The organism is Candidatus Binatia bacterium, assembly GCA_036563615.1.
Lineage (GTDB): Bacteria > Desulfobacterota > Binatia > UBA12015 > UBA12015 > DATCMB01.
Genome location: DATCMB010000009.1, coordinates 34,228 through 54,393 on the forward strand (window position 1 = coordinate 34,228; position 20,166 = coordinate 54,393).

Sequence of the window (20,166 nt, forward strand, 5' to 3'; positions counted from 1 at the left end):
TCGGCGCATCGCGTCGCAAGCGCGCGTCGCATCGCGTCGCAAAGCGGTCGCAACGCATCGCATCGAGCGGGCGTCGCGACTCCTTCACGCCGCTCGCGCGCGCGCCTTCCGCTGACCTCCGAAGACGCGCTCGTCGGGCACATTTCGTTTCGTCGCCCGAGGCCTCGTGGTGTAGGATCCCGCCCGCCATGCGCACCCGAATCGCGAACCTGGTTGCCCGTTACGCCGCATGGGTCGTGCGCTGGCGTCGCACCGTGATCGCCGCCGTCATGGTGATCACCGCCTGCCTCGCCGCCGCCTCGACGCGTCTCTACCTCGAGGTCGACCCGGACCGCCTGCTGCCGCAAGAGCATCCGTACATGCAGACGGCGCAGGAGGTGAAGCGCCTGTTCGACTCGTACAACGTCGTCGTCGTCGGGCTGTTTCCGAAGGACGGCGACGTCTTCACGCCGCACTTCCTCGAGCGGCTGCACGAAGCGACGGAGCGCATCTCACAGCTCCCGGGCGTCAAGCCAGCATTGGTGCAGAGCCTCGCTTCGTCGAACGTCAAGTATGTCGCGGGTACCGAAGCGAGCGTCGAGCTCGAGCCCGTGATGAAGACGCCGCCGGTCGACCTCGCGGGCGCCAAGGAGGTCGAGCGACGGGCGTTCGCCGAGCCGTCCTTCGTCGGTACGTTGGTCACCGCGGATCGTTCGGCGGCGAGCATCTTCGTCGACTTCGAGCTCACGCCCGAGGCGCCGGGCTACGGACAGATCGTCGCCTCGGTCCGCAAGACGCTCGCCGGGATGGACGACGGCACGTTCGAGTACGTGCTCGCGGGGCCGGTCGTCATCCTCGCCGAGGTCGAGATCTACGGCAGCCGGCTGCTCTACTTCCTGCCGCTCGCGCTGCTCGTGATCGGGCTGATCCACTACCACGCGTTCCGCACGCTGCAGGCTTTGTTCCTGCCGCTCGTCACGGCGCTGCTCGCGGTGATCTGGGCGATGGGCCTGATGGGTCTCTTCGGCGTGCCGCTCGATCCGTACAACACGACGACGCCGATCCTGATCCTCGCCGTCGGCGCGGGGCACGCGGTGCAGATCCTGAAGCGCTTCTACGAGGAGCTCGAGCAGACGGGCGACGTCGAGACCGCAATCGTCGAGTCGCTGTCGCGCGTCGGGCCGGTGATGATCGCGGCGGGCCTCGTCGCGTCGCTGTCGTTTCTTTCGCTTGCCACCTTCCGCACGGCGACCATCCGGACGTTCGGCATCTTCACCGCGGCCGGCGTGGTGTCGGCGCTGGTGATCGAGCTGACCATCATCCCTGCGGTGCGTGCGATGCTGCCGGTGCCGCGGCGTCGCGAGCGCGAGCGCGAGGCGGAGTCGCACCCCTGGCTCGAGGCGCTGCTCGGCGCGTCGGCGCGCGCGGCGATCGTGGCGCCGGGTCGCGTCCTGCTCGGCGGGCTCGTCGTCGTGATCGCGTGCCTGGTGAGCGCGACGCGGGTCGAGGTCGACATGAGCGTCAAGCGCCTGTTCGGCGAGGACGAGCCCATCCGGCACGCCGACCGGCGGCTCAACACGGCCTTCTCCGGCACCAACACGCTCGAGCTCCTGATCGAGGGGCAAGGGGAGGGCGACCTCGCCGAGCCCGCGATCCTGCGCGCGATCGACCAGCTCGAGCGCACGCTCGAGCAGGAGCCGCAGGTCGGCAAGGCGGTCTCCTACGTCGACTTCTTGCGCACCTTCCACCACGCGCTCAGCGCCGGCGCGGAGAACATCACGCCGCTCCCCGACACGCGCGAGCTCGCCGCGCAGTACCTCTTCCTCTACTCGCTGTCCGGGAGCGCTGGCGTCTTCGACACGATCATCGATCCCGCGCGTCGCAGCGCCGTGGTGCGGATCTTCGTGCGCGACGACAAGACGCAGCTCGCCGAGGCGCTGATCCAGAAAGTCGAGGAGGAGGTCGCGCGCACCTTCCCGCCGGGCTACACGGTGCGCTTCACCGGAACGCTCGGCTCCGCCGTCGCGTCGACCGACGTGATGGTCGAGGGCAAGCTCTGGAACATGGCGCAGATCGCGCTGATCACCGTCGGGGTCGCGTCGCTCTTCCTGCGCTCGCTGTTCGGCGGTCTGCTGGTCGCGCTGCCGCTCGCGTTCACGGTCGCGGTCAACTTCGGCGTCATGGGTCTGCTCCGCATGAACCTCGACGACGCGACCTCGGCGATCTCCGCGATGGCGGTCGGGATCGGCGCCGACTACGCGATCTACCTCCTGTTCCGCCTGCGCGAGGAGCTCTCCCGCACCGCGTACCTCGGCGAGGCGCTGCAGCGCGCGCTGATGACGTCGGGCAAGGCGATCCTCTTCGTCGCGACCGCGATCGCGGTCGGCTACGGCATGCTCGGGCTGACGGGCTTCGCCTTCCACCTGCGCCTCGGCGGCCTCGTCGCGCTCGCCATGGTGGTGTCGGCGCTGAGCACGATCGTGCTGCTGCCGGCGGTGGTGGCGCTCACCAACCCGCGCTTCCTGTGGCCGCGGATCGAGCGCTGGGAGGGCGCGGCGCCGCTGCGCGTGTCGGCGGCGGGCTGAGCGCCGAGCTCGCGTTCCTCATCCTTTCTTCCCTGTCGATGCCGCCGCCGCGGGCGGACGGCGGAGATCCCAGGCGAGTCCGGCTCGCTCGAGCGCGCGCAGCACGACGCCGCTCGGGTCGATCTCGTGGCGGCGAAAGCCGTGCACGGCCGCGCGCGGAAACGCGTGGTGGTTGTTGTGCCAACCCTCGCCGAGCGCGAGCCAGCCGAGCAGCCAGCAGTTGCGGCTCGCGTCGTCGGTGGAAAACGGCCGCGGGCCGAAGCTGTGGCCGATCGAGTTGATGCTCCACGTGACGTGCTGCACGACGAACACGCGCGTGAGGCCGCCCCACGCGAGCGCCTGCCAGGCGCCGGTGGGCCCCTCGATCGCGAGCCCGAGCGCCGTCGGAATCGCGAGCGAGAGCAGCATCCACAGCGGGTAGAGCCGGTCGATCGCGACGATGATCAGGTCGCGCACGAGGTCGGCGGCGAAGCGGCGCACCGCCGTCTTCTCCTCGGCGAAGAACCAGCCGATGTGCGCGTGCCAGAGGCCGCGCGCCGTGCTGCGTGCGGGCGGCGCGCCGGCGTCGCGCTGCACGCAAACGTCGCGCTGCGAGCCGGCGTCGGGCTGCAATGCAGACTCGGCTCCCCCGCCAGCCGCGCGCTGCACGACGTGCGGCGAGTGCGGATCTCCCTCGCGGTCCGTCCAGCCGTGGTGCCGGCGGTGGTCCGCGACCCAGCGCATCACCGGACCCTGGATCGCCATCGCGCCGGCGACGGCGAGCACGCCGCGCAGAACGCGTCCCGTGCGAAACGCGCGGTGCGCGAGGAGCCGGTGGTAGCCGAGGGTGATGCCGAAGCCCGTGAAGAGGTACATGCCGGCGAAGATCGCGTGCTGCGCCGCCCCGAGCCGTCCCGACACGAGCAGCCACACGCCAACGACGGCGCCGATCGCGGGCACGACCGTGATCACCAGCAGCACCGCGCGCTCGATCGCACGCGCGCGCGGCGAAGGAATGCGGACCGCCCCCGGCGGCAGCGCACGCGCACCACGCACGCGCCCGACCGAGCCCGCGACGGAGCCGACGTCCTGCGCCGCGCTCACGACGCACCTCGCACCGCGCTGCCTTCACCCGAGCACGCGCCCGCAGCGGAAACCTCGAGCAGCCAGTCCGCCGACTCGGCCCACAGCGCGCCACCGGTCTCACGACGGAAGAAGCCGAAGTGCCCGATGTGCTTGACGCCGAGGTCGCCCGGCGTCACGTGTCGTCTCGTCACCACGAGCCGCGGCTGGCTCGCGAGCAGCGCGTCCACCGCCCGACGTGGCGCGAGAGGATCGTCCGCGAAGTCGTACGCCAGCGCCGGCGCGGCAATCCGGTCGTAGAGCGGCGCACGCTGCATGTAGCCGCGACTTCGCGCCCAGCGCGCCCAGTCGCGTCCGACGCCGGGCGGCAGGTCCTCGCCGAGCCGCAGCAGGCGCGCCGGCAGGAAGCCCGCGGCGCGAACCAGACCCGGCATGGCGGCCGCGCAGAGCAGCAGGAAGACGAGCCGCAGCGGCATCGGCCAGTGCCCGAAGTAGCCTTCCTGCGCGGCGACGTAGACCACCGCGTCGATGCGCTCGGGCCGCGCGACCAGCGGCAGCACCTGACCGCCGACGCTGTGCGCGACGACGCACAGCCGACGCGCGCCGAGCTCCGCTCCGGCCCAGTCGAGCGCCGCCGTGAGGTCGAGCCGACCCCAGTCGGCGAGACGCGCGGGGTCGCGCCGCAGGCTGCCGCCGCGCGAGCCGCCGACGCCGCGGTAGTCGAAGGTGAGCGTCGCGATGCCGCGCGAGCTCAGGTGCTCCGCGTACGCGCGGTAGAGACGCCGGCGCACGCCGGTCGCACCCGCGACCACCGCGACGAGCTCCGCGCGCGCGCCGTCGCCGTGCAGCGAGGCCGCGAGCGTGCGCCCGTCGCCGCAGCGGATGAAGAGCTCCTTCTCCACGCCTGGCTCCTAGAGGAACTTGCGGTTCAGGCGGTCGTCGGGCGGCTGGAGGTCGAGCTCGCGCAGCGCGGCGCGCGCACGGGCCGCGAACTGCTGGCGCGCCTCCTCGTTGCTGCGCACGCGGATTCCCCACTTGACGGCGAGGCGCGAGCGCTCCGAGTCGCTGCGACCGAACATGTCGAGCACCTCGGGCCACATGCGATCGAGCGCGCGCTGCACGGCCTCGCGACCCTCGGCGGTCTGCAGCGCCTGCTCGGTGATGCGACGACCGTGCTCGGTGTGGCGCGTCTCGTCGGCGATGATGCGCGGCATGATCGCCGCCCACGGGCGGTAGCTGCTCTCGGCCATCTCGTGGATGATCTCGAGGGCGCCCCACTCGGCGAGCCACGACGTGATGCCGCGCTCGGCCCACGTCGTCTTGCCCGACAGCCAGTCGTGCGGGTAGGCGGTGCGCGCCGCGTCGGGACGCAGCATGTACGAGGTGTCGACGCCGATCGCGTCGAGCACCTCGGCGCTGACGATGTAGTGCAGCATCTCGTCGCGCGCGCCCTCGTAGCAGTACATCTTCTCGTGGGCGTTGGGCGCGATCTCCGAGATGCGCAGGTACTCGGCGACGCCCATGAGCTCGCCCTCGGTGTGCGCGAGCATCTGGTGCAGCAGGACCTGCTTGTACTCGTCCGGCATCTGCGCGAGCTCGTCCGGACTCTCGACGACGATGTTCTCCGCCATGGCTCCCCCCTTCCTCCTCGGCGTCACGCGACGCCGTCGATTCTGCGCAGCGTGATGCGCAGCAGCACGAGACCGCCGCTCGCGAACCCCTTCGCCGACATGCGCAGGAAGCGGTCGTAGGTCTCGACCCGCGCGCGGCCGACGAGCGCCTCCGCAGCGTCACGTTGCGCCGCGAGCCGCCGCGCCCACTCGCGGCACGTGCGCGCGTAGTCCATGCGGTCGTTGCGCAGGCGCGTGATCTCGAGCAGGCCGTCCGCGGCCTCGACGATCTCGCCGAGCGCCGGCAGGTCCGACTCGGGAAACACCTCGCCGGTGATGAACGGCGAGATCTGCTCGGGACGGAGCGTCCCGTAGGCGATGGTCTGCAGAGACAGCGCGCCGCCGGGGCGCAGCCAGTCCCGGCAGCGCGCGAAGAAGCGCCGGTACGTCGCGACCTTCTGCGCACGCGGGAGATCCCGGCGCGCGAAGTGCTCGAAGGCGCCGATCGAGACGATCGCGTCGTAGGGCGCAGCGGGCTCGTGCTGCTCCCAGCTCTCGAGGCGCACGGTGACGCGCGCGAGACGCTGCCGCTCGACGTACGCCGCCTGGTCGCGGCTCAGCGTGAGACCGGTGACGCGCTCGACGCCGTGCCGCTCGACGAGACGCCGCATCGTCGATCCCCAGCCGCAGCCGACGTCGAGCACGCTCGCCGCGCCGATCGCTCCCGACGCGCGCGCGTGGAAGTCGATCTTGCGCCCTTGCGCCGCCTCGAGGTCGTCGCCGTCCTCGAACATCGCGCACGAGTACGTGAGCTCGTCGCCGAGCCACAGCCGGTAGAACGCGGTGCCGACGTCGTAGTGGAACTCGATCGCGGCGCGGGAGGCGCCGGCGGTTGCGGCGAGCGTGTCGTCGAGCGTCGTCATGCGACGCGGGTCTAGTGCGTCGCGCGCGCGCCGACCATGGCAGGCGATACATAAGACGACGCGCGCAGCACCCGCGCGTCGAGTTTCGCGCGAGGCGCGGCGCGCACTATGATCCGCCGACGCGCGTGCAGGACGAAACGACGAGCACGACACGCACGCGCACGGAGGAGGTCGCGCGATGAACACGGTCCGGCTGCCGGAGCTCGGCATCTATCTGCTACCCGGTCACACCGACCGACCGCGCGACCTGCTCGACGAGGTGCGTGCGGCCGAAGCGCTCGGGCTCGGCTCCGCGTGGATCTCCGAGCGCTTCGACGTCAAGGAAGCAGGCGCGCTCGCCGGCGCCGCGGCCGCGGTGACCGAGCGGATCTGGATCGGCACCGGCGTCACCAACGTCGACACGCGCCACCCGCTCCTGCTCGCGAGCCTCGCGACCACCGTGAGCCGGCTCTCCGGCGGACGCTTCGCGCTCGGCATCGGCCGCGGCATCGCGGTGCGCTCGGCGATGCTCGGCCTGCCGGCGGTCACGAACCGCAAGCTCGCCGACTTCGCGTCGCTGATGCGCCGGCTGTGGAGCGGCGAGCACGTGGTCGGGCACGACTCGACGCTCGGCAAGTTCCCCTACCTGCACCAGGCGAGCTGGCTCCAGGAGCGAATTCCGATCTTGATGGCGGCGTTCGGCGAGAAGAGCCTCGAGTTCGCGGGCAGCGTGTTCGACGGCGTGATCCTGCACACCTTCATCACGGACGAAGCTCTCTCACGCGCGGTCGCGCTGATGCGCCGCGGCGCCGAGCGGGCGGGGCGGGATCCTTCCTCCGTGCGCGTGTGGTCCGTGCTCGCCGTCGCGTGCAACGCGTCCGAGGAGCGCATGCTGAAGCTGCTCACGGCGCGCATGGCGACCTACCTGCAAGCGCCCGGCTACGGCGAGCTGCTGGTCAACCTCAACCGCTGGGACCCGGCGGTGCTCGAGCGCTTCCGCGCGAGCGACGTCGTCAGGTCGATGCCGGGCGCGATCGACTCGGTCGCCACCACCGACCAGCTCCGGCAGATCCGCGACCTGATCCCGGCCGAGTGGCTCCCGGCCGCGGTGGGTGGTCCGGAGGAGTGCGCGCAGCGGATCGAGGACCAGTTCGCGGCCGGGGCGGACGGCGTGATCCTGCACGCGAGCCTGCCGCACGAGCTCGCGCCGGCGGTCGAGGCGTACGCGCGGCGTCGACCGGCGACGCGCGGGATCGACGGCACCGGTCGCCCGGCGTGAGGCGCGCCGGCTGAGCGGCCGCGGCGAGGAGCGGCCGCGCGAGAACCGCCGGGCGCCGACGGGGCGCCGCAGCAGACCGACCGACGGTGGGCGAGGCGAGCCGGTCCTGGTTCATCCGAACCAGCCCGACCGGTCGAGGGCGCACATTTCCGCTTCCCTTCCACCAAAATTCCTTGCTTCTTGCTGTGGTCGCGGCCTTGCTCGTCGCGCGAGTACCACGCCGTCCGGAACCGAAGGAGAACCCGCCCATGGCGCTCCGCCCTTGCTTACGATCGACGCCTCGTCGACAGGCCGCCGTCGTCCTGCTCGCCGCCGCAGCGCTCATCGGCGCGAGCCCGCGGGACGGCCTCGCCATCAAGTGGCCGAGCGGCTGCCCGGACTCGCGTCCGGCGCCGGTGCGCGCCGCGAGCCGGCTCTTCGTGTCGAGCCCGTTCGTCCACCCCGGGCACGAGATCGGCTTCTTCCTCGACGAGCGCCAGGCGCAGCGGCGCGGCTTCTCGGTCGAGCCCGACGGCAACACGGTGCAGATCGTCTTCCGCCCGCTCGGCGGCGGACGGCGCGTCGTGCTGCCGCCGTTCCCGGTCACCGCGGTGAGCCCGTCGACGCTCTACTTCGAGTTTCCGGACACGCGCGACGTCGTCGGCCGGATGCTCGTCGGGCCGATGCAGATCATCATCCGCAGCCCGCGCAAGGTGTGGCGCGCGCGCCAGCCGGTCGCGCTGCCGCCGGCGAACGACGTCCTGGAGGTCCTCGAGCGCGGTCAGGACGCGACCGTCCTCGCCGCCGTCGACCGCTCGCGCAGGCTCTGGATCCCGCTCGAGTTCTCGCGCTTCGGTCCGGGCATGCCGATGCCGACCTGCCCGGTCGACCTGACGCAGAAGATCGCCTTCGCCGTCACGCTGGTGCCCAACAAGGCGCAGCCCGACGACGTCCTGCCGCACGCGTCCTACACCAACCTGCGCAAGGCGAAGTTCTACTTCGGCGACTTCCTGCTGAACGGCATCAACGTCTACGGCGGCGACGCGAACGTGTCGTTCAACGTGCGCGAGCTCAATCGCGGCGCGGCGATCATCTGCGGCCTCAACGACGCGCTGAGCCTGGTCGCGATGGTGCCGCTCAAGGAGTCGGCGCTCGGGCCGCGCTCGCAGATCCTGCCGTACGTCGCCGACGGCTCGCCGCTGCCGCTGCGGCTCGCGAACGTCTCGGCCGAGCCGATGATCGCGGACGAGCTAGGCTCGATCACCCACGACAGCTTCGGCAACCAGTGCGCGGCGCCGCCGGAGCACGGCCACCACTGACGAGGCGACGCCGAGCAGCACGACCGTGGCGCAGGTCGGAAGGAACCATTCGCCGACGGCGACGTACGGGGTTGCGATCGCGGACGGCACGGCCGCACTGAGCGCGCGACCCGGCGGCGCGTCGAGCGCGCTCGCCCCGATCTCGCGGCCCAGCGGATCGAACACGGCGCTCGTGCCCGCGTTCGCGACGCGCACGACGGGAAGCCCGGTCTCGATCGCGCGGATCCGCGCCCAGCGCAGATGCGGCGCCTCGGTGCCGCGGAACCAGGCGTCGTTGGTCGGGTTGAGGAGGAAGCCCGCGCCGTCGCGGGCGAGCAGCCGCGCGCTCGCGCCGTCTGCGATCTCGAAGCAGGTGACGGGGCCGAAGCGGGTGCTGCCCACGTCGAAGGTGCGCAGCGTGCGGCCCGCGGTCACCGGCTCCAGCGAAGCGGGCGGCGCGCCGAGGAGCGCCGGCCAGGACTCCGCGAGCGGGACCAGGAGACGCTTGTGGTAGCTCTGCATGCCGAAGCCCGGGCGGAGGACGTGCAGCGCGTTGAAGCGCTGCGCGCGCCCGCGCTTGTCGAGCTCGAAGCTCACGCCGCCGGTGACGAGCGTCGCGCCGCTGCGCTCGAGGAATTCCGTGATCCGCCGCCACGCGGCGCGGTCGCGCGCGAGGTCTAGGTTGAGCGCCGACTCGGGCCAGAGGACGACGTCGAAGCGGACGTCGGGGGACGTCGCCATCGCCGCGGAGGTCGCGGCGAGCAGGCGGTCGAGCGTGCTCTCCGTCGCATCGCTCGCGTCGAGGTCGATCGCCAGGATGCGCGGCGCGTGCTCGGCGGTCGCGAGCGGCGTGGCGAGCCGCGTCGCTCCCCAGAGGGTCGCGAGCACGACCAGCCCGACGCCGGTCGCGAACGCGCGCAGGCGCGCGGCGCGCGGCTCGTCGCGCGCAAGCAGCGCCGCGACGCCGGCGTTCGCCGCCACCACGACCGCCGTGACGCCGGCGACGCCGGTCACGCTCGCGAGCTGCAGGAGGGCCGGCGCGTCCTCGAGCGAGACGCCGAGCACCGCGCCGGGAAAGCGCGGTGGGACGTACGAGCGCAGCGCCTCCCAGCACGCCCACAGCGCCGCCGTCCAGACGACGAGCAGCACGGGCGAGCGGCGCGGACGCAGCGCGAGCGCGACGCCGAGCAGGCCGCCGTGCAGCAGCGCGAGCAGCACGACCGTCGAGGCGGCGAGGGCGTACGAGCGCACGCCGGTCAATCCAAAGTACGGACCGAGCGACGGGCCGAGCCACGGCAGGATCGCGATCTCGCCGAGCGCGAGCGCGTACGCGATCGCGGCGAGCACCGTCCGCGAGACGCTCGCGCGCGAGGTCGCGACCAGCAGCGGCACGAGCGCCACGCAGGCGAGCGCGCCCTGCGCGGGCAGCCGCGGGAGGAGCGCTTGAACGGCGCCGCTCAGCAGCGCGCAGCCGAGGAGCGCGAGGTCGTGGCGGATCACGCTCGCTCCCCGCGCGCGGTGCGGCGTTCGTGGTGGCTCGCGGCGTCGGTCGGCGTGATCCTGGTCGTGCTCGTGCTCTGCGTGCGCGAGGCCGTGCTCTGGGTCGGACGCCCCTTCGCCGGCTTGCTGTTCGCGGACAACCTCATCGTCGTGTCGATCGGCAGCTCGAGCTGGCGGGATCCGCAGCTGCGGCGCACCGAGTGGTCGCGGATCATGGCCGTCGACGACGTGCCTGCGCAATCCGCTTCCGACGTGCTGCGCGCGATCTCGTCGCGTCGGCCGGGCGACCTCGTCACCTACGCGTTTCGGCGTGACGACGAGAGCTTCCGCGTCGCGATCCCGGTGCGGACCTTCACCTGGCAGGACTTCCGCGAGGTGTTCGCGCCGATGCTCGTGGTCGGCGCCTTCCTCGTGCTCTCCGCCGCGGTGCTGGTCGCGATCCGTCCCGACCGCTCGGAGCTGCGCGCGCTCTACGCGGCCTGCGCCTCGTTCGGGCTCGTCCTGATCACGGGTCCGGACCAGTACGGCCCCTGGCGCTTCACGTCGCTCTACCTGATGTCGCTCGCCGCGGTGCCGCCGGCGATGCTGCACCTGGCGGCGGCGTATCCCTGGCAGCGGCGTGCGTGGGTGACCCGCGCGGTGCGCGGCGCGTACGTGCTGTTCGCGGTCGTCGGCGTGCTGCTGATCGTGCTGCGCGAGCGTCCCGGCGTGTTCCTGGCGCTGCTCTACCTCGTGTACTTGACGCTGGCCAACGCGACGCTGCTCTACGCGGGATCGCTGATCGGCGCGCTGGTCACCGGGCGGCGCTCGCGTCTGCAGCTCGCGATCGCGCTCGCGGCGGTTCTCGGATCGTGCAGCGTCGGCGCGCTGGTGCTCGTCGTCTACCCGCTGATGACGGAGCCGATCGCGCCGGCGTGGATCGTCCTGCCGGTCGCGCTGATGCCGATCCTGAGCGGCGTCGCGTTTCTCGCGGTACCCGACGGGCCGCGGGTCGCGGAGGCGACGTCGTGACGCTGCGCGCGCGCCTCACGCTGCTCTTCTTGGGCGCGCTGCAGGCGACGTTTCTGTGCGCGGTCGCGGCGTACTGGGCGGTCGGCAGCTGGCAGGTGCTGGTCGAGGACCTGTCGCGCATCCCCGAGCAGGGCGTGCGCCTCGACCGGCTGCTCGACGTCGCGGCGGGGCTCGAGCGCAGCGCGGATCGCGACGCGGAGCGCATTGCGGACCGCGCCTCGGAGCGCGTCGGGCAGGAGCTCGACGACGCGCTCGCCGAGCTGCGCCGCCACGCGCAGAGCCGCGACGAAGGGCAGGTGGTGGAGCGCGTCGCGGCGGCGGTCGGCGCGCGCGATCCGGACGCGCTGCGCGCGGCCGCGCGCGAGCTGCGCGCGTACTACGACGGCGAGCTGCAGCGCCATCGTCGGCATGCCGACGGGCTGGTCGGCACCTCGCACGCTCTCGTGATCGCGATCGTGGTGATCGTGATCGCGGCCTTCCTCGCTTTCCTGGTCGCGATCCGCGCCTGGCTCGTCGCGCCGGTGCGAGTGCTCGAGCGCGGCATGAAGGTGATGCGCACCGGCGACCTCGCGCACCGCATCGAGCTCGGCGGCACGGACGAGCTCGCGCGCCTCGCGCGCGACATCAACCAGATGGCGGGCTCGCTCGCGCGCATCCAGCAGGAACTCGTCGCGAGCGAGCGCTTCGCGCTGCTCGGCGAGCTCGGCGCATACGTCGCGCACAACATTCGCAATCCACTGGCGAGCATTCGCGCGACCGCGCAGGGCGAGCTCGTCGACCTGAGCCCCGACGACCCGCACCGCGGCGCCTTCGAGGACATCGTGCGCGCCTGCGACCGGCTCGCGGCGTGGGTGACGGACCTGCTGCGCTCGGCGAGCCCGGTCCAGCTCGAGCGTCGCGAGGGGCAGATCGACGAGGTCGTCGCGCGCTGCGCCGAGCTCGCGCGCCCGCGGCTCGCCGAGACGGGCGTCGAGGTCGCGCTGTCGCTCGCCCCGACGGGTCCGGTGCCGTTCGACGAGGCGAAGCTCGAGCAGGTGGTGAGCGCCGTGCTCGCCAACGCGATCGAGGCGTCGCCGCCGCAGGGCCGCGTCGAGATGAGCGTCGCGTCCGAGCCCGGCGCGGTGGTGGTGCGCGTGGTCGACGAGGGGCCCGGCATCCCGCCGACGCGCCGCGCGCGGCTGTTCACCCCGTTCTCGACGAGCAAGCCGTCGGGCACCGGCATCGGCCTCTGGCTCTCGCAGAAGATCATCAGCGCGCACGGCGGTTCGATCTCGCTGCACGCAGCAAGGCCGGAGAAGGGCACGGCGGTCGAGATCCGTCTTCCGACACCCTGAGGAGCGTCATGGCGAGTGTTCTGATCGTCGACGACGAAGAAACCCACGCGCGAGCGATCGGCCGCTTCCTCGCGCGTCGCAGCTACGCGACGGTGGTCGCGACCAGCGCCGCCGAGGCGCGCGCCGCGGTGGCGCGCTCGCGTCCCGACCTGGTGCTGCTCGATCTGCGGCTCGGCGAGGACGACGGCGTCGCGATCCTGCGCGAGCTGCACGCGAGCGACGCGCGGCTGCCGGTCATCATCATGACCGCGTACGGCTCGGTCGACAGCGCGGTCGCCGCGATGAAGGCGGGCGCGCGCGACTACATTCAGAAGCCGCTCGACCTCGAGGAGCTCGCGCTGTTGATCGAGCGCGCGCTCGACGAGTCGCGCGTGCGCGCCTGCTTCGAGCACCTGCAAGGCACGGCCGCGTCCGGCGCGGGCGACGACGCGCTGCTCGGCGACAGCCCGGCGATGCGCCCGGTGCACGACTTCGTCGCGCGCATGGCGCGGCTCGGCGGGCTGCGCGCCGGCGACTACCCGTCGGTGCTGCTGCTCGGCGAGACCGGCACCGGCAAGAGCCTGCTCGCGCGCGTCCTGCACCGGACGAGCCCGCTCGCGAAGCGTCCGTTCATGGTCCTCGACTGCACGGCGCTGCCGCGCGACCTCATCGAGGCGGAGCTCTTCGGCTACGAGCGCGGCGCGTTCACCGACGCGCGCGCCGCGAAGCCGGGCCTGGTCGAGGTGTCGGCCGGCGGCACGATCTTCCTCGACGAGATCGGCGAGCTCAGCCCCGACGCGCAGGCGAAGCTGCTGCGGGTGATCGAGGAGAAGACGGTGCGTCGCCTCGGCAGCCTGCAGGACGTCGCGGTCGACGTGCGCATCATCGCCGCGACCAACCGCGACCCGGCCGCGGAGGTCGCGGCGGGCCGGCTGCGCGCGGACCTCTACTACGGGCTGAACGTGCTCACCGTGACGCTGCCGCCGCTGCGCGCGCGCGGCGACGACGTGCTGCTGCTCGCGCGCCACTTCCTCGAGGTCTATGCGCGCAAGTACGCGCGGCCGGTGAAGTCGCTCGCGCCCGAGGCGGTCGCGTGCCTCATGCGCGAGCGCTGGGTCGGCAACGTGCGCGAGCTCGCGCACGTCATCGAGCGCGCGACGCTGATGGCGGACGGCGAGGTGATCGAGGCGCACCACCTGCGGCTCGCGCCGCCGGTCGAGCCGCCGGCGTCGCTTGGCGCGCAGGCGTCGTTCGCTGCGCAGCCGGCGTCGCTCGGCGGGCAGACGGCGCCGCTCGGCGCGTCCATCGCGTCGCTGGCGCCGCTCGGGCTCGAGGCCGCCGAGCGTCAGCTCATCCAGCAGGCGCTCGCGGACGAGCACGGCAACGTGTCGCGCGCCGCGCGTCGGCTCGGCGTGAGCCGCGAGCTGCTGCGCTACCGCGCGCGCAAGCACGGCCTGCGCTGAGCGGGCGCCGGCTGCCTTGAGCACGCTCGGCCCGCGCCGAGCGCGCGCGAACGGCGCCGCGCGGTCGAGCCGCGCCACGCGCTCGGAGCACGCGTCGCACGCGTGCGCGTCGCTCGACGCGGCGCGCAAGCCAATCTTGCTGGTCGGGCTCGCCCGGCGCCGGTCGATCTGAGCCGGCGTCGACGCGGGCGGCGTCGACGTAGCGCAGAGTTTCTTTGCTTTCTCGGGCGCATCGCGTTCGGCGTGCGGCTTGCTCTGCGGCGGCGCGCGCCCGCCTCGCGCGCGGGCGCAGCACGGGAGGACCACCGTATGCGCCGCCGACACCGCTCGACCCGAGCCTTGGCTCTCATCGCAACGCTCGCCGCGATTTTCGTTTTGACGGACGCCGCGCACGCTCACCGCGCGCAGCTCAAGGCGAACCTGATCCGCCACGACGGCGAGCGGCCGAACGGATTTCTGCTCATCCGTCCGTCGGGCGGCGGCAAGATCTCGCTCGACCTGCCGCAGTTTCCTCCCGACGGCGCGCTGATCATCGACTACCGCGTGAACGGCGTGCCGCGACCCGGCATGCGCTACCCGCTGAAGGCCGCCAAGCAGAACTGGCCGCTCGGCTTCGAAACCAAGGACCAGGACAAGCTCGAGCTGCACGACGTTCGCGTGGTCGACCATCTCGGCGAGGTCGTCGCGACGCTCGGCTCGCGCACGAAGCCGCGCAGCTCGCACGTCCTATCCGCGCCGCTCGTCTGGGTCGTCGACACCGCGAGCGACGTCGGCTTCACGCGCGGCGGCGACACGCTGCTCAAGAAGAACGGCGAGTGGAGCGTCGGCTTCGACGCGCTGCGCTCGCGCTCGACCGGCGCGCGCCTGAACAACGACGGCAACTACGCCGAGATCGAGCTGTCGGTGAACGACGGCCCGTGGCAGGTGTTCCGCGTCACCTTCGACGTGCGCAGCGGCAAGTCGCGTCCCAACGGCAGGCCGCGCATGAAGCTCGGCATCGGGCCGAGCGATCGGATCCGCATCAAGCGCGTCGACGCGTTCGACGCGGCCGGCAACAAGTTCGCGATGATCGGCGTGCGCATGGGCAAGCAGGGGCACTATGCGGAGCTGCCGCCGCCGCTGCCGTCGCCGTCGCCGACGCCGGTGCCCACCGAGACGCCCGCGCCGACGCCGACCCCCACGCCGGAGCCGACGGCGAGCCCGACGCCGAGCCCCACGCCGGAGCCGACGGCGAGCCCGACGCCGACGCCCGCGCCGACGCCTAACGAGGAGCCGAGCCCGACGCCGGACGTGAAGTAGACGACGAGGTCGGGACGATCCGACGCTGCGTCGGGCCGCACGCGCGACGGGGCGAGGACGGCTCGCGCGCCCTCCGGCGCTCTGCGATCCTCTCGCGCCATGATCCTCGTCCTGATCGTCCTCGCTCTCGTCGCCGGCGTCTGCGTCTGCTTGCAGGGCGTGACCAACGGCGCGCTCGCCGCGCGCACGAGCCTCTTCGCCGCCGTGTTCCTGAACGGGCTCGTGGTCGCGATCGGCACGTTCGTTCTCTGGCTCACCGACCGGCGACCGCTCTTCGCCTCGGAGCCGACGCCGTGGTTCTTCTACCTCGGCGGCTTCTACGGCATCGCGATCCTCGCCTGCGCGGCGTTCGTCTTCCCGCGGCTCGGCGCCGGCGCGGCGACGGCGTTCGTCGTCACCGCGCAGCTCGTCTCGGCGCTCGCGCTCGATCACTACGGCGTGCCGCACCGCATCCCGCTGACCGGCGCGCGTCTCGTGGGCGGCGTGCTGCTGCTCGTCGGCGCGCTGCTCGTCCTGTGGCCGAAGCTGCGCGGCTGAGACGCGTCCGCGACCCCTTGGGGTCTTCCCGCAGACGACCTCGGCAGGGAGGAGCCGCGGCGCGCTCGCGGTCGCGCGCGCGGGAGCCGCGTCCGCGCAAGCGCCACTCGCGTACCGGCAAGACGCTCGCTCGACGGCGGCGAGCGTCGCGCGACGCGGTCCCTCGCCGACCGCACGCGATGCGCTCCGTCACACGATGTGCTCCGTCGGGCGCCATCGCATGCTGCATCCGGGTAGTTCTACGGATGGACAGCCGCCGTCCGAACACGCTACCTGACGCGCCAGTCGGTCGCGGCGCCGGCGAGGCAGAGAGAGGGTGAGGCGGCGGATGGCTTCGTGGACCTGCGAGGTGTGCGGTTGTGGCGTCGAGGCGCCGAGCGCGTACCTGGTGCGCGCCATGGGCTGGCGGCTCGACTGGAGCGTCGCGCGCGACTCGGGTCCGGCCGTGTGTCCGCGCTGCGCGCGCTCCCCGCTGACGCCGCGGCCCACGGCGCGGCCGACGACCCCACGCGCGGACGCCGACGCGCAGCCCGCCGGTCTCGGCGACTCCTGAGCGGGCGCGCGGAGCCGAGCGCTGCGGGCGCCGTCAGAGTCCGAGCGGCGACGGCGTCCGAAATCTCTCTTTGACGATGCCTCGCGCGCGGATGCGCGAGTCGAGTGTCGAGGGCGGCATGCCGAGGCGCGCCGCGGCGCCGCGCGGACCCGAGATGCGGCCGCCGCTCTCGGCGAGCGCCGCTCGATCATCGCGCGCTCCTGCGCGACCAGCGTCTCGGCGAGGACGCCGCGCGGTCGCGGCGTCCGCTCGACGTCGCGCGCGAGCCACGACGGGTCGAGCCAGCTCGCCCGGCTCCGACAAGATCACCGAGCGTCCGATCACGTTCTGCAGCTCGCGCACGTTTCCCGGCCACGAGTAGCTCTCGAGCAGCGCGAGCGACTCGCGACGGATGCCGTGGAAGACCTTGCCGACGCGGCGGGCGTGCTGCTCGAGGAAGTGCTCGGCGAGCAGACGCACGTCGCCGCGACGCTCGCGCAGCGGCGGAATCTCGATCGGGAAGACGCACCCCGGTCGGAGGCTTCGACGTGGATCGTGACCGGCTGCCGGGACGTAGCTCGCCGCGCCCGACGGCGCCGAGGAGCTTCCGCCGGGCGCGGCGAAAACGACGATGAACTCTCGGTCGAGTCTCAGGCGGCCGAGACCGCGCGCACCGGCTCGGCGACCGCGTCCGGCGCCGCCGGACGCTCGAACCACAGCACGCCGTCCTCGAGCTCGCCGTAGCGAATCATCTTCTTGTCGCGCGCGTAGTTCTGCGCGTTGATCCAGGGCTCGCGATCTCCCTGCTTGGGGAACAAGTGCATCGCGCGCTGCATGTAGTTGGCCGAGAAGTCGTCGATCCACGGACGCGGCGCCATGTCGGCGTCCGACGGGCGCAGGCGCGGCGTCACGCGACGCGTGCCGGTCTTGTCCATGTGGTTCAGCAGCCGGCAGACGTACTCGGCGATCAGGTCGGCGCGCAGCGTCCACGACGCGTTGATGTAGCCGAACGTCGACACCAGGTTCGGCACGTCCGAGTACATCATGCCCTTGTAGGACCAGGTCTGCGCGAAATCGACGAGCGCCCCGTCGACCTCGAACTCCATCTCGCCGAGCATGACGAGGTTGAGGCCGGTCGCGGTGACGATGATGTCGGCCTCGAGCTCCGTTCCCGAGTTGAGCCGGATGCCCTTCTCGGTGAAGCGGTCGATGGTGTCGGTGACGACCGACGCCTTGCCCGAGCGGATCGCCTCGAACAGGTCGCTGTTCGGCACCAGACACAGCCGCTGGTCCCAGGGGTTGTAGCGCGGCGTGAAGTGCTTCTCGACGTCGAAGCCCGGCGGCAGCTCCTTGCGCACCATGTCGAGAAGCTTCTTCTTGACCTTCTCCGGATGCGTGCGCGTGCGGCGGTAGAGGAGCTGCTGCAGCGCGACGTTCTTCCAGCGCGTGATGGCGTACGCCCAGTTCGACGGCAGCACCTTGCGCAGCGCGTTCGCGATCACGTCCTGGTCGGGACGCGAGATCACGTACGTCGGCGAGCGTTGCAGCATGACGATGTGCTCGACGTCTTTCGCCATCGACGGGACGAGCGTCATCGCGGTCGCGCCGGAGCCGATCACGATCACGCGCTTGCCGCGGTAGTCGAGGTCCTCGGGCCACTTCTGCGGGTGGACGATCGTGCCCTTGAAGTCTTCGACGCCCTTGAACTCCGGCGTGTAGCCTTCGCGGTAGCTGTAGTAGCCGGAGCACATGTAGAGGAAGTTGCAGGTGAAGGTGACGGTCTCGCCGGTGTCCTTGCGCTCCGCCTCGACGGTCCAGGTGGCGTCGCTGCTCGACCACGAAGCGCGCTTCGCGAGATGGCGGTAGCGGATGTGACGATCGACGCCGTACTCCGCGGCCGTCTCCTTGACGTACTTCAGGATCGACGGACCGTCGGCGATCGCCTTCGCCTCACGCCACGGCTTGAAGCGATAGCCGAGCGTGTGCATGTCGCTGTCCGAGCGGATCCCCGGATAGCGGAAGAGATCCCAGGTGCCGCCCATCGAGTCGCGGCCCTCGAGGATCACGTAGCTCTTGCCCGGGCAGCGCTGCTTCAGGTGGACACCTGCGCCAACGCCGGAGAGGCCCGCGCCTACGATGAGGACGTCGAAATGCTCTTGCGCCATGGTGCCGTCACGCTAGACGAGCAGCGGTGACGATGCACGCGCTGTATGTGGTGTCCGTTTGGCTCCACCTGGTGGCGGCCGTCGTCTGGATCGGCGGGATGGTGTTCCTCGCCGCCGTCGTGGTGCCGGCGCTGCGCACCCCCGAGCTCGCGCCGAGCCGCGTCGCGTTGCTGCACGTGGCCGGCGTCCGCTTCCGGCGCATCGGCTGGATCGCGATCGGCACGCTGCTCGTCACCGGCGTGCTCAATTTGACGCTCCGCGGCTACGGTGTCGCGCAGCTCGGCAGCGCCGCGTTCTGGCAGAGCCGCTTCGGCGTGGTGCTGCTGCTGAAGCTCCTGGTCGTCGCGGTGATCGTGACGCTCAGCGTCGTGCACGACTTCGTCGTCGGGCCGCGGGCGACGCGTGTTCTGCGCGCCAACCCGACGTCGCCCGAGGCGGCGCGCATCCGACGCAACGCGAGCTGGCTCGGGCGCGCGAACCTCGTGCTCGCGCTGATCGTTCTGGCGCTCGCCGTGATGCTGGTGCGCGGCGCGCCCTGGTACTGAGTGGTATTGACACCGTTTTCGCCGCCCGCGTAGCGTGCGTCGCCGCTCGATCCGCCGACGCAAGGCGTCGCGCGTCCGCGGCCGCTCCGAGGAGAACACGATGAAGAGCTTCCAGGGTCGGATCGCCGTCGTCACCGGTGGCGGGACGGGGATGGGCCGCGAGCTCGCGCGTCAGCTCGCCGCCGAAGGCTGTCACGTCGCGATGTGCGACGTCATCGCCGAGAACATGGCCGAGACGCGCGAGCTCTGCCTCGCGGCGGCGCCGCCGGGCACGCGGGTGACGACGACCCTCGCCGACGTCTCCGACGAGCGGCAGCTCGAAGCGTTCCGCGACGCCGTCGTGCGCGAGCACCAGACGAAGCACGTCAACCTGCTGTTCAACAACGCCGGCCTCGGGGCGGCGTGCAGCATGATCCGCGACTCGCGCGACGACTGGGAGAAGACCTTCAACGTCTGCTGGTTCGGCGTGTACTACGGCACGCGCGTCTTCCTGCCGCTGCTACTCGCCGCCGACGAGGCACACCTGGTCAACACGAGCAGCGTGAACGGCATCTGGGCGTCGCTCGGACCGCACACGGCGCACACCGCGTACAGCGCCGCGAAGTTCGCGGTGCGCGGCTTCACCGAGGCGCTGATCAACGACTTCCGCCTGCACGCGCCGCACGTGAAGGTGTCGCTGGTGATGCCGGGACACATCGGCACGTCGATCGTGATCAACAGCGGGCGGCTGCTCGGCCGCGAGCCGGAGAAGATGACCGACGAGCAGCTCGCCGAGGCGCGCAAGTCGATCGAGCGGCTCGGCTTCGAGATCGGCGGGGTGTCGAACGACGACCTGCGCATGCTGCTCAAGCAGCGCGCCGAGTCCTTCCGCGACGACGCGCCGATGAGCGCCGCCGAGGCGGCGAAGGTGATCCTCGACGGCGTGCGCGCCGAGCGCTGGCGCATTCTGGTCGGCAGCGACGCGGAGCTGCTCGACCGCCTGGTGCGCGAGACGCCGGAGGAGGCCTACGAGATGTCGTTCTTCGAGCGCTTCGTGACGCAGGCGGGCTGGCAGATGCCGCGTCCGGCGCGCTGACCGCGTCGAACGGGCGCTTCGTTCGGAGCGCC

At 72.0% G+C, this 20,166-nt stretch carries 18 protein-coding genes; 11 read left to right on the plus strand and 7 right to left on the minus strand.

Annotation, left to right across the window (positions count from 1 at the left end; translation table 11 throughout):
• Positions 1-188 precede the first annotated feature (188 nt).
• Entirely contained in the window at positions 189-2,564 is a 2,376-nt protein-coding gene (locus VIS07_07920; protein HEY8515424.1) for an MMPL family transporter, read from the plus strand.
• Positions 2,565-2,582: 18 nt separating this feature from the next.
• Here VIS07_07920 and VIS07_07925 read toward each other — a convergent pair whose 3' ends face one another.
• From VIS07_07925 to VIS07_07940, 4 genes are read right to left on the minus strand one after another with little or no spacing between them, the layout of a single operon-like run.
• Positions 2,583-3,647, minus strand: coding sequence for an acyl-CoA desaturase (locus tag VIS07_07925; protein HEY8515425.1), 1,065 nt, complete (start codon positions 3,645-3,647; stop codon positions 2,583-2,585).
• A complete protein-coding gene (locus VIS07_07930; protein HEY8515426.1) occupies positions 3,644-4,528 on the minus strand; it encodes an alpha/beta fold hydrolase in 885 nt (294 codons plus the stop codon). Before VIS07_07930 ends, VIS07_07925 begins: the two co-directional genes overlap by 4 nt.
• A gap of 9 nt (positions 4,529-4,537) precedes the next feature.
• Positions 4,538-5,257 carry a Phenylacetic acid catabolic protein gene (locus tag VIS07_07935; protein ID HEY8515427.1) on the minus strand — a complete coding sequence of 240 codons (720 nt, stop codon included), beginning with the start codon at positions 5,255-5,257 and terminating at the stop codon, positions 4,538-4,540.
• A 23-nt stretch (positions 5,258-5,280) separates the two neighbouring features.
• A complete protein-coding gene (locus tag VIS07_07940; protein HEY8515428.1) occupies positions 5,281-6,159 on the minus strand; it encodes a cyclopropane-fatty-acyl-phospholipid synthase family protein in 879 nt (292 codons plus the stop codon).
• A gap of 178 nt (positions 6,160-6,337) precedes the next feature.
• On the opposite strand from VIS07_07940, the gene VIS07_07945 reads away from it, so the two are divergent.
• Entirely contained in the window at positions 6,338-7,417 is a 1,080-nt protein-coding gene (locus VIS07_07945) for a TIGR03857 family LLM class F420-dependent oxidoreductase (GenBank protein HEY8515429.1), read from the plus strand.
• 248 nt (positions 7,418-7,665) lie between these two features.
• Positions 7,666-8,715 carry a hypothetical protein gene (locus VIS07_07950; GenBank protein ID HEY8515430.1) on the plus strand — a complete coding sequence of 350 codons (1,050 nt, stop codon included), beginning with the start codon at positions 7,666-7,668 and terminating at the stop codon, positions 8,713-8,715.
• Here the strand turns inward: VIS07_07950 and lnt are convergent.
• Positions 8,647-10,194, minus strand: coding sequence for an apolipoprotein N-acyltransferase (lnt, locus tag VIS07_07955; protein HEY8515431.1), 1,548 nt, complete (start codon positions 10,192-10,194; stop codon positions 8,647-8,649). The two genes, VIS07_07950 and lnt, sit on opposite strands and share 69 nt — an antisense overlap.
• An 18-nt stretch (positions 10,195-10,212) precedes the next feature.
• Here lnt and VIS07_07960 point away from each other — a divergent pair, with 18 nt between their 5' ends.
• The 6 genes from VIS07_07960 to VIS07_07985 all read left to right on the plus strand — a co-directional run bounded on the left by VIS07_07960 (position 10,213) and on the right by VIS07_07985 (position 16,370).
• Positions 10,213-11,205, plus strand: a complete 993-nt coding sequence (locus VIS07_07960) for a hypothetical protein (GenBank protein HEY8515432.1) — start codon at positions 10,213-10,215, stop codon at positions 11,203-11,205.
• Positions 11,202-12,539 carry an ATP-binding protein gene (locus VIS07_07965; protein HEY8515433.1) on the plus strand — a complete coding sequence of 446 codons (1,338 nt, stop codon included), beginning with the start codon at positions 11,202-11,204 and terminating at the stop codon, positions 12,537-12,539. Before VIS07_07960 ends, VIS07_07965 begins: the two co-directional genes overlap by 4 nt.
• Positions 12,540-12,547: 8 nt before the next feature.
• Entirely contained in the window at positions 12,548-13,981 is a 1,434-nt protein-coding gene (locus tag VIS07_07970) for a sigma-54 dependent transcriptional regulator (GenBank protein ID HEY8515434.1), read from the plus strand.
• A gap of 339 nt (positions 13,982-14,320) precedes the next feature.
• Positions 14,321-15,280, plus strand: coding sequence for a hypothetical protein (locus VIS07_07975; protein ID HEY8515435.1), 960 nt, complete (start codon positions 14,321-14,323; stop codon positions 15,278-15,280).
• 99 nt (positions 15,281-15,379) lie between these two features.
• The gene (locus tag VIS07_07980) at positions 15,380-15,817 is read left to right on the plus strand and encodes a DMT family transporter (protein ID HEY8515436.1); all 438 of its coding nucleotides are present in this window, start codon (positions 15,380-15,382) and stop codon (positions 15,815-15,817) included.
• Positions 15,818-16,145: 328 nt separating this feature from the next.
• On the plus strand, positions 16,146-16,370 hold the full coding sequence (locus VIS07_07985) for a hypothetical protein (GenBank protein ID HEY8515437.1): 225 nt from the start codon (positions 16,146-16,148) through the stop codon (positions 16,368-16,370).
• Between the two features lie 33 nt (positions 16,371-16,403).
• Here the strand turns inward: VIS07_07985 and VIS07_07990 are convergent, their stop codons facing one another.
• Both VIS07_07990 and VIS07_07995 read right to left on the minus strand, forming a co-directional pair.
• Positions 16,404-16,829 carry a hypothetical protein gene (locus VIS07_07990; GenBank protein HEY8515438.1) on the minus strand — a complete coding sequence of 142 codons (426 nt, stop codon included), beginning with the start codon at positions 16,827-16,829 and terminating at the stop codon, positions 16,404-16,406.
• 170 nt (positions 16,830-16,999) lie between these two features.
• A complete protein-coding gene (locus VIS07_07995) occupies positions 17,000-18,514 on the minus strand; it encodes an NAD(P)/FAD-dependent oxidoreductase (GenBank protein ID HEY8515439.1) in 1,515 nt (504 codons plus the stop codon).
• Positions 18,515-18,546: 32 nt separating this feature from the next.
• Here VIS07_07995 and VIS07_08000 point away from each other — a divergent pair, with 32 nt between their 5' ends.
• Positions 18,547-19,059 (plus strand): CopD family protein, encoded by a 513-nt coding sequence (locus VIS07_08000; protein ID HEY8515440.1) that lies wholly within the window; start codon positions 18,547-18,549, stop codon positions 19,057-19,059.
• Between the two features lie 100 nt (positions 19,060-19,159).
• Complete coding sequence (locus VIS07_08005) at positions 19,160-20,134, plus strand: SDR family NAD(P)-dependent oxidoreductase (protein HEY8515441.1); 975 nt, start codon at positions 19,160-19,162, stop codon at positions 20,132-20,134.
• Positions 20,135-20,166 lie beyond the last annotated feature (32 nt).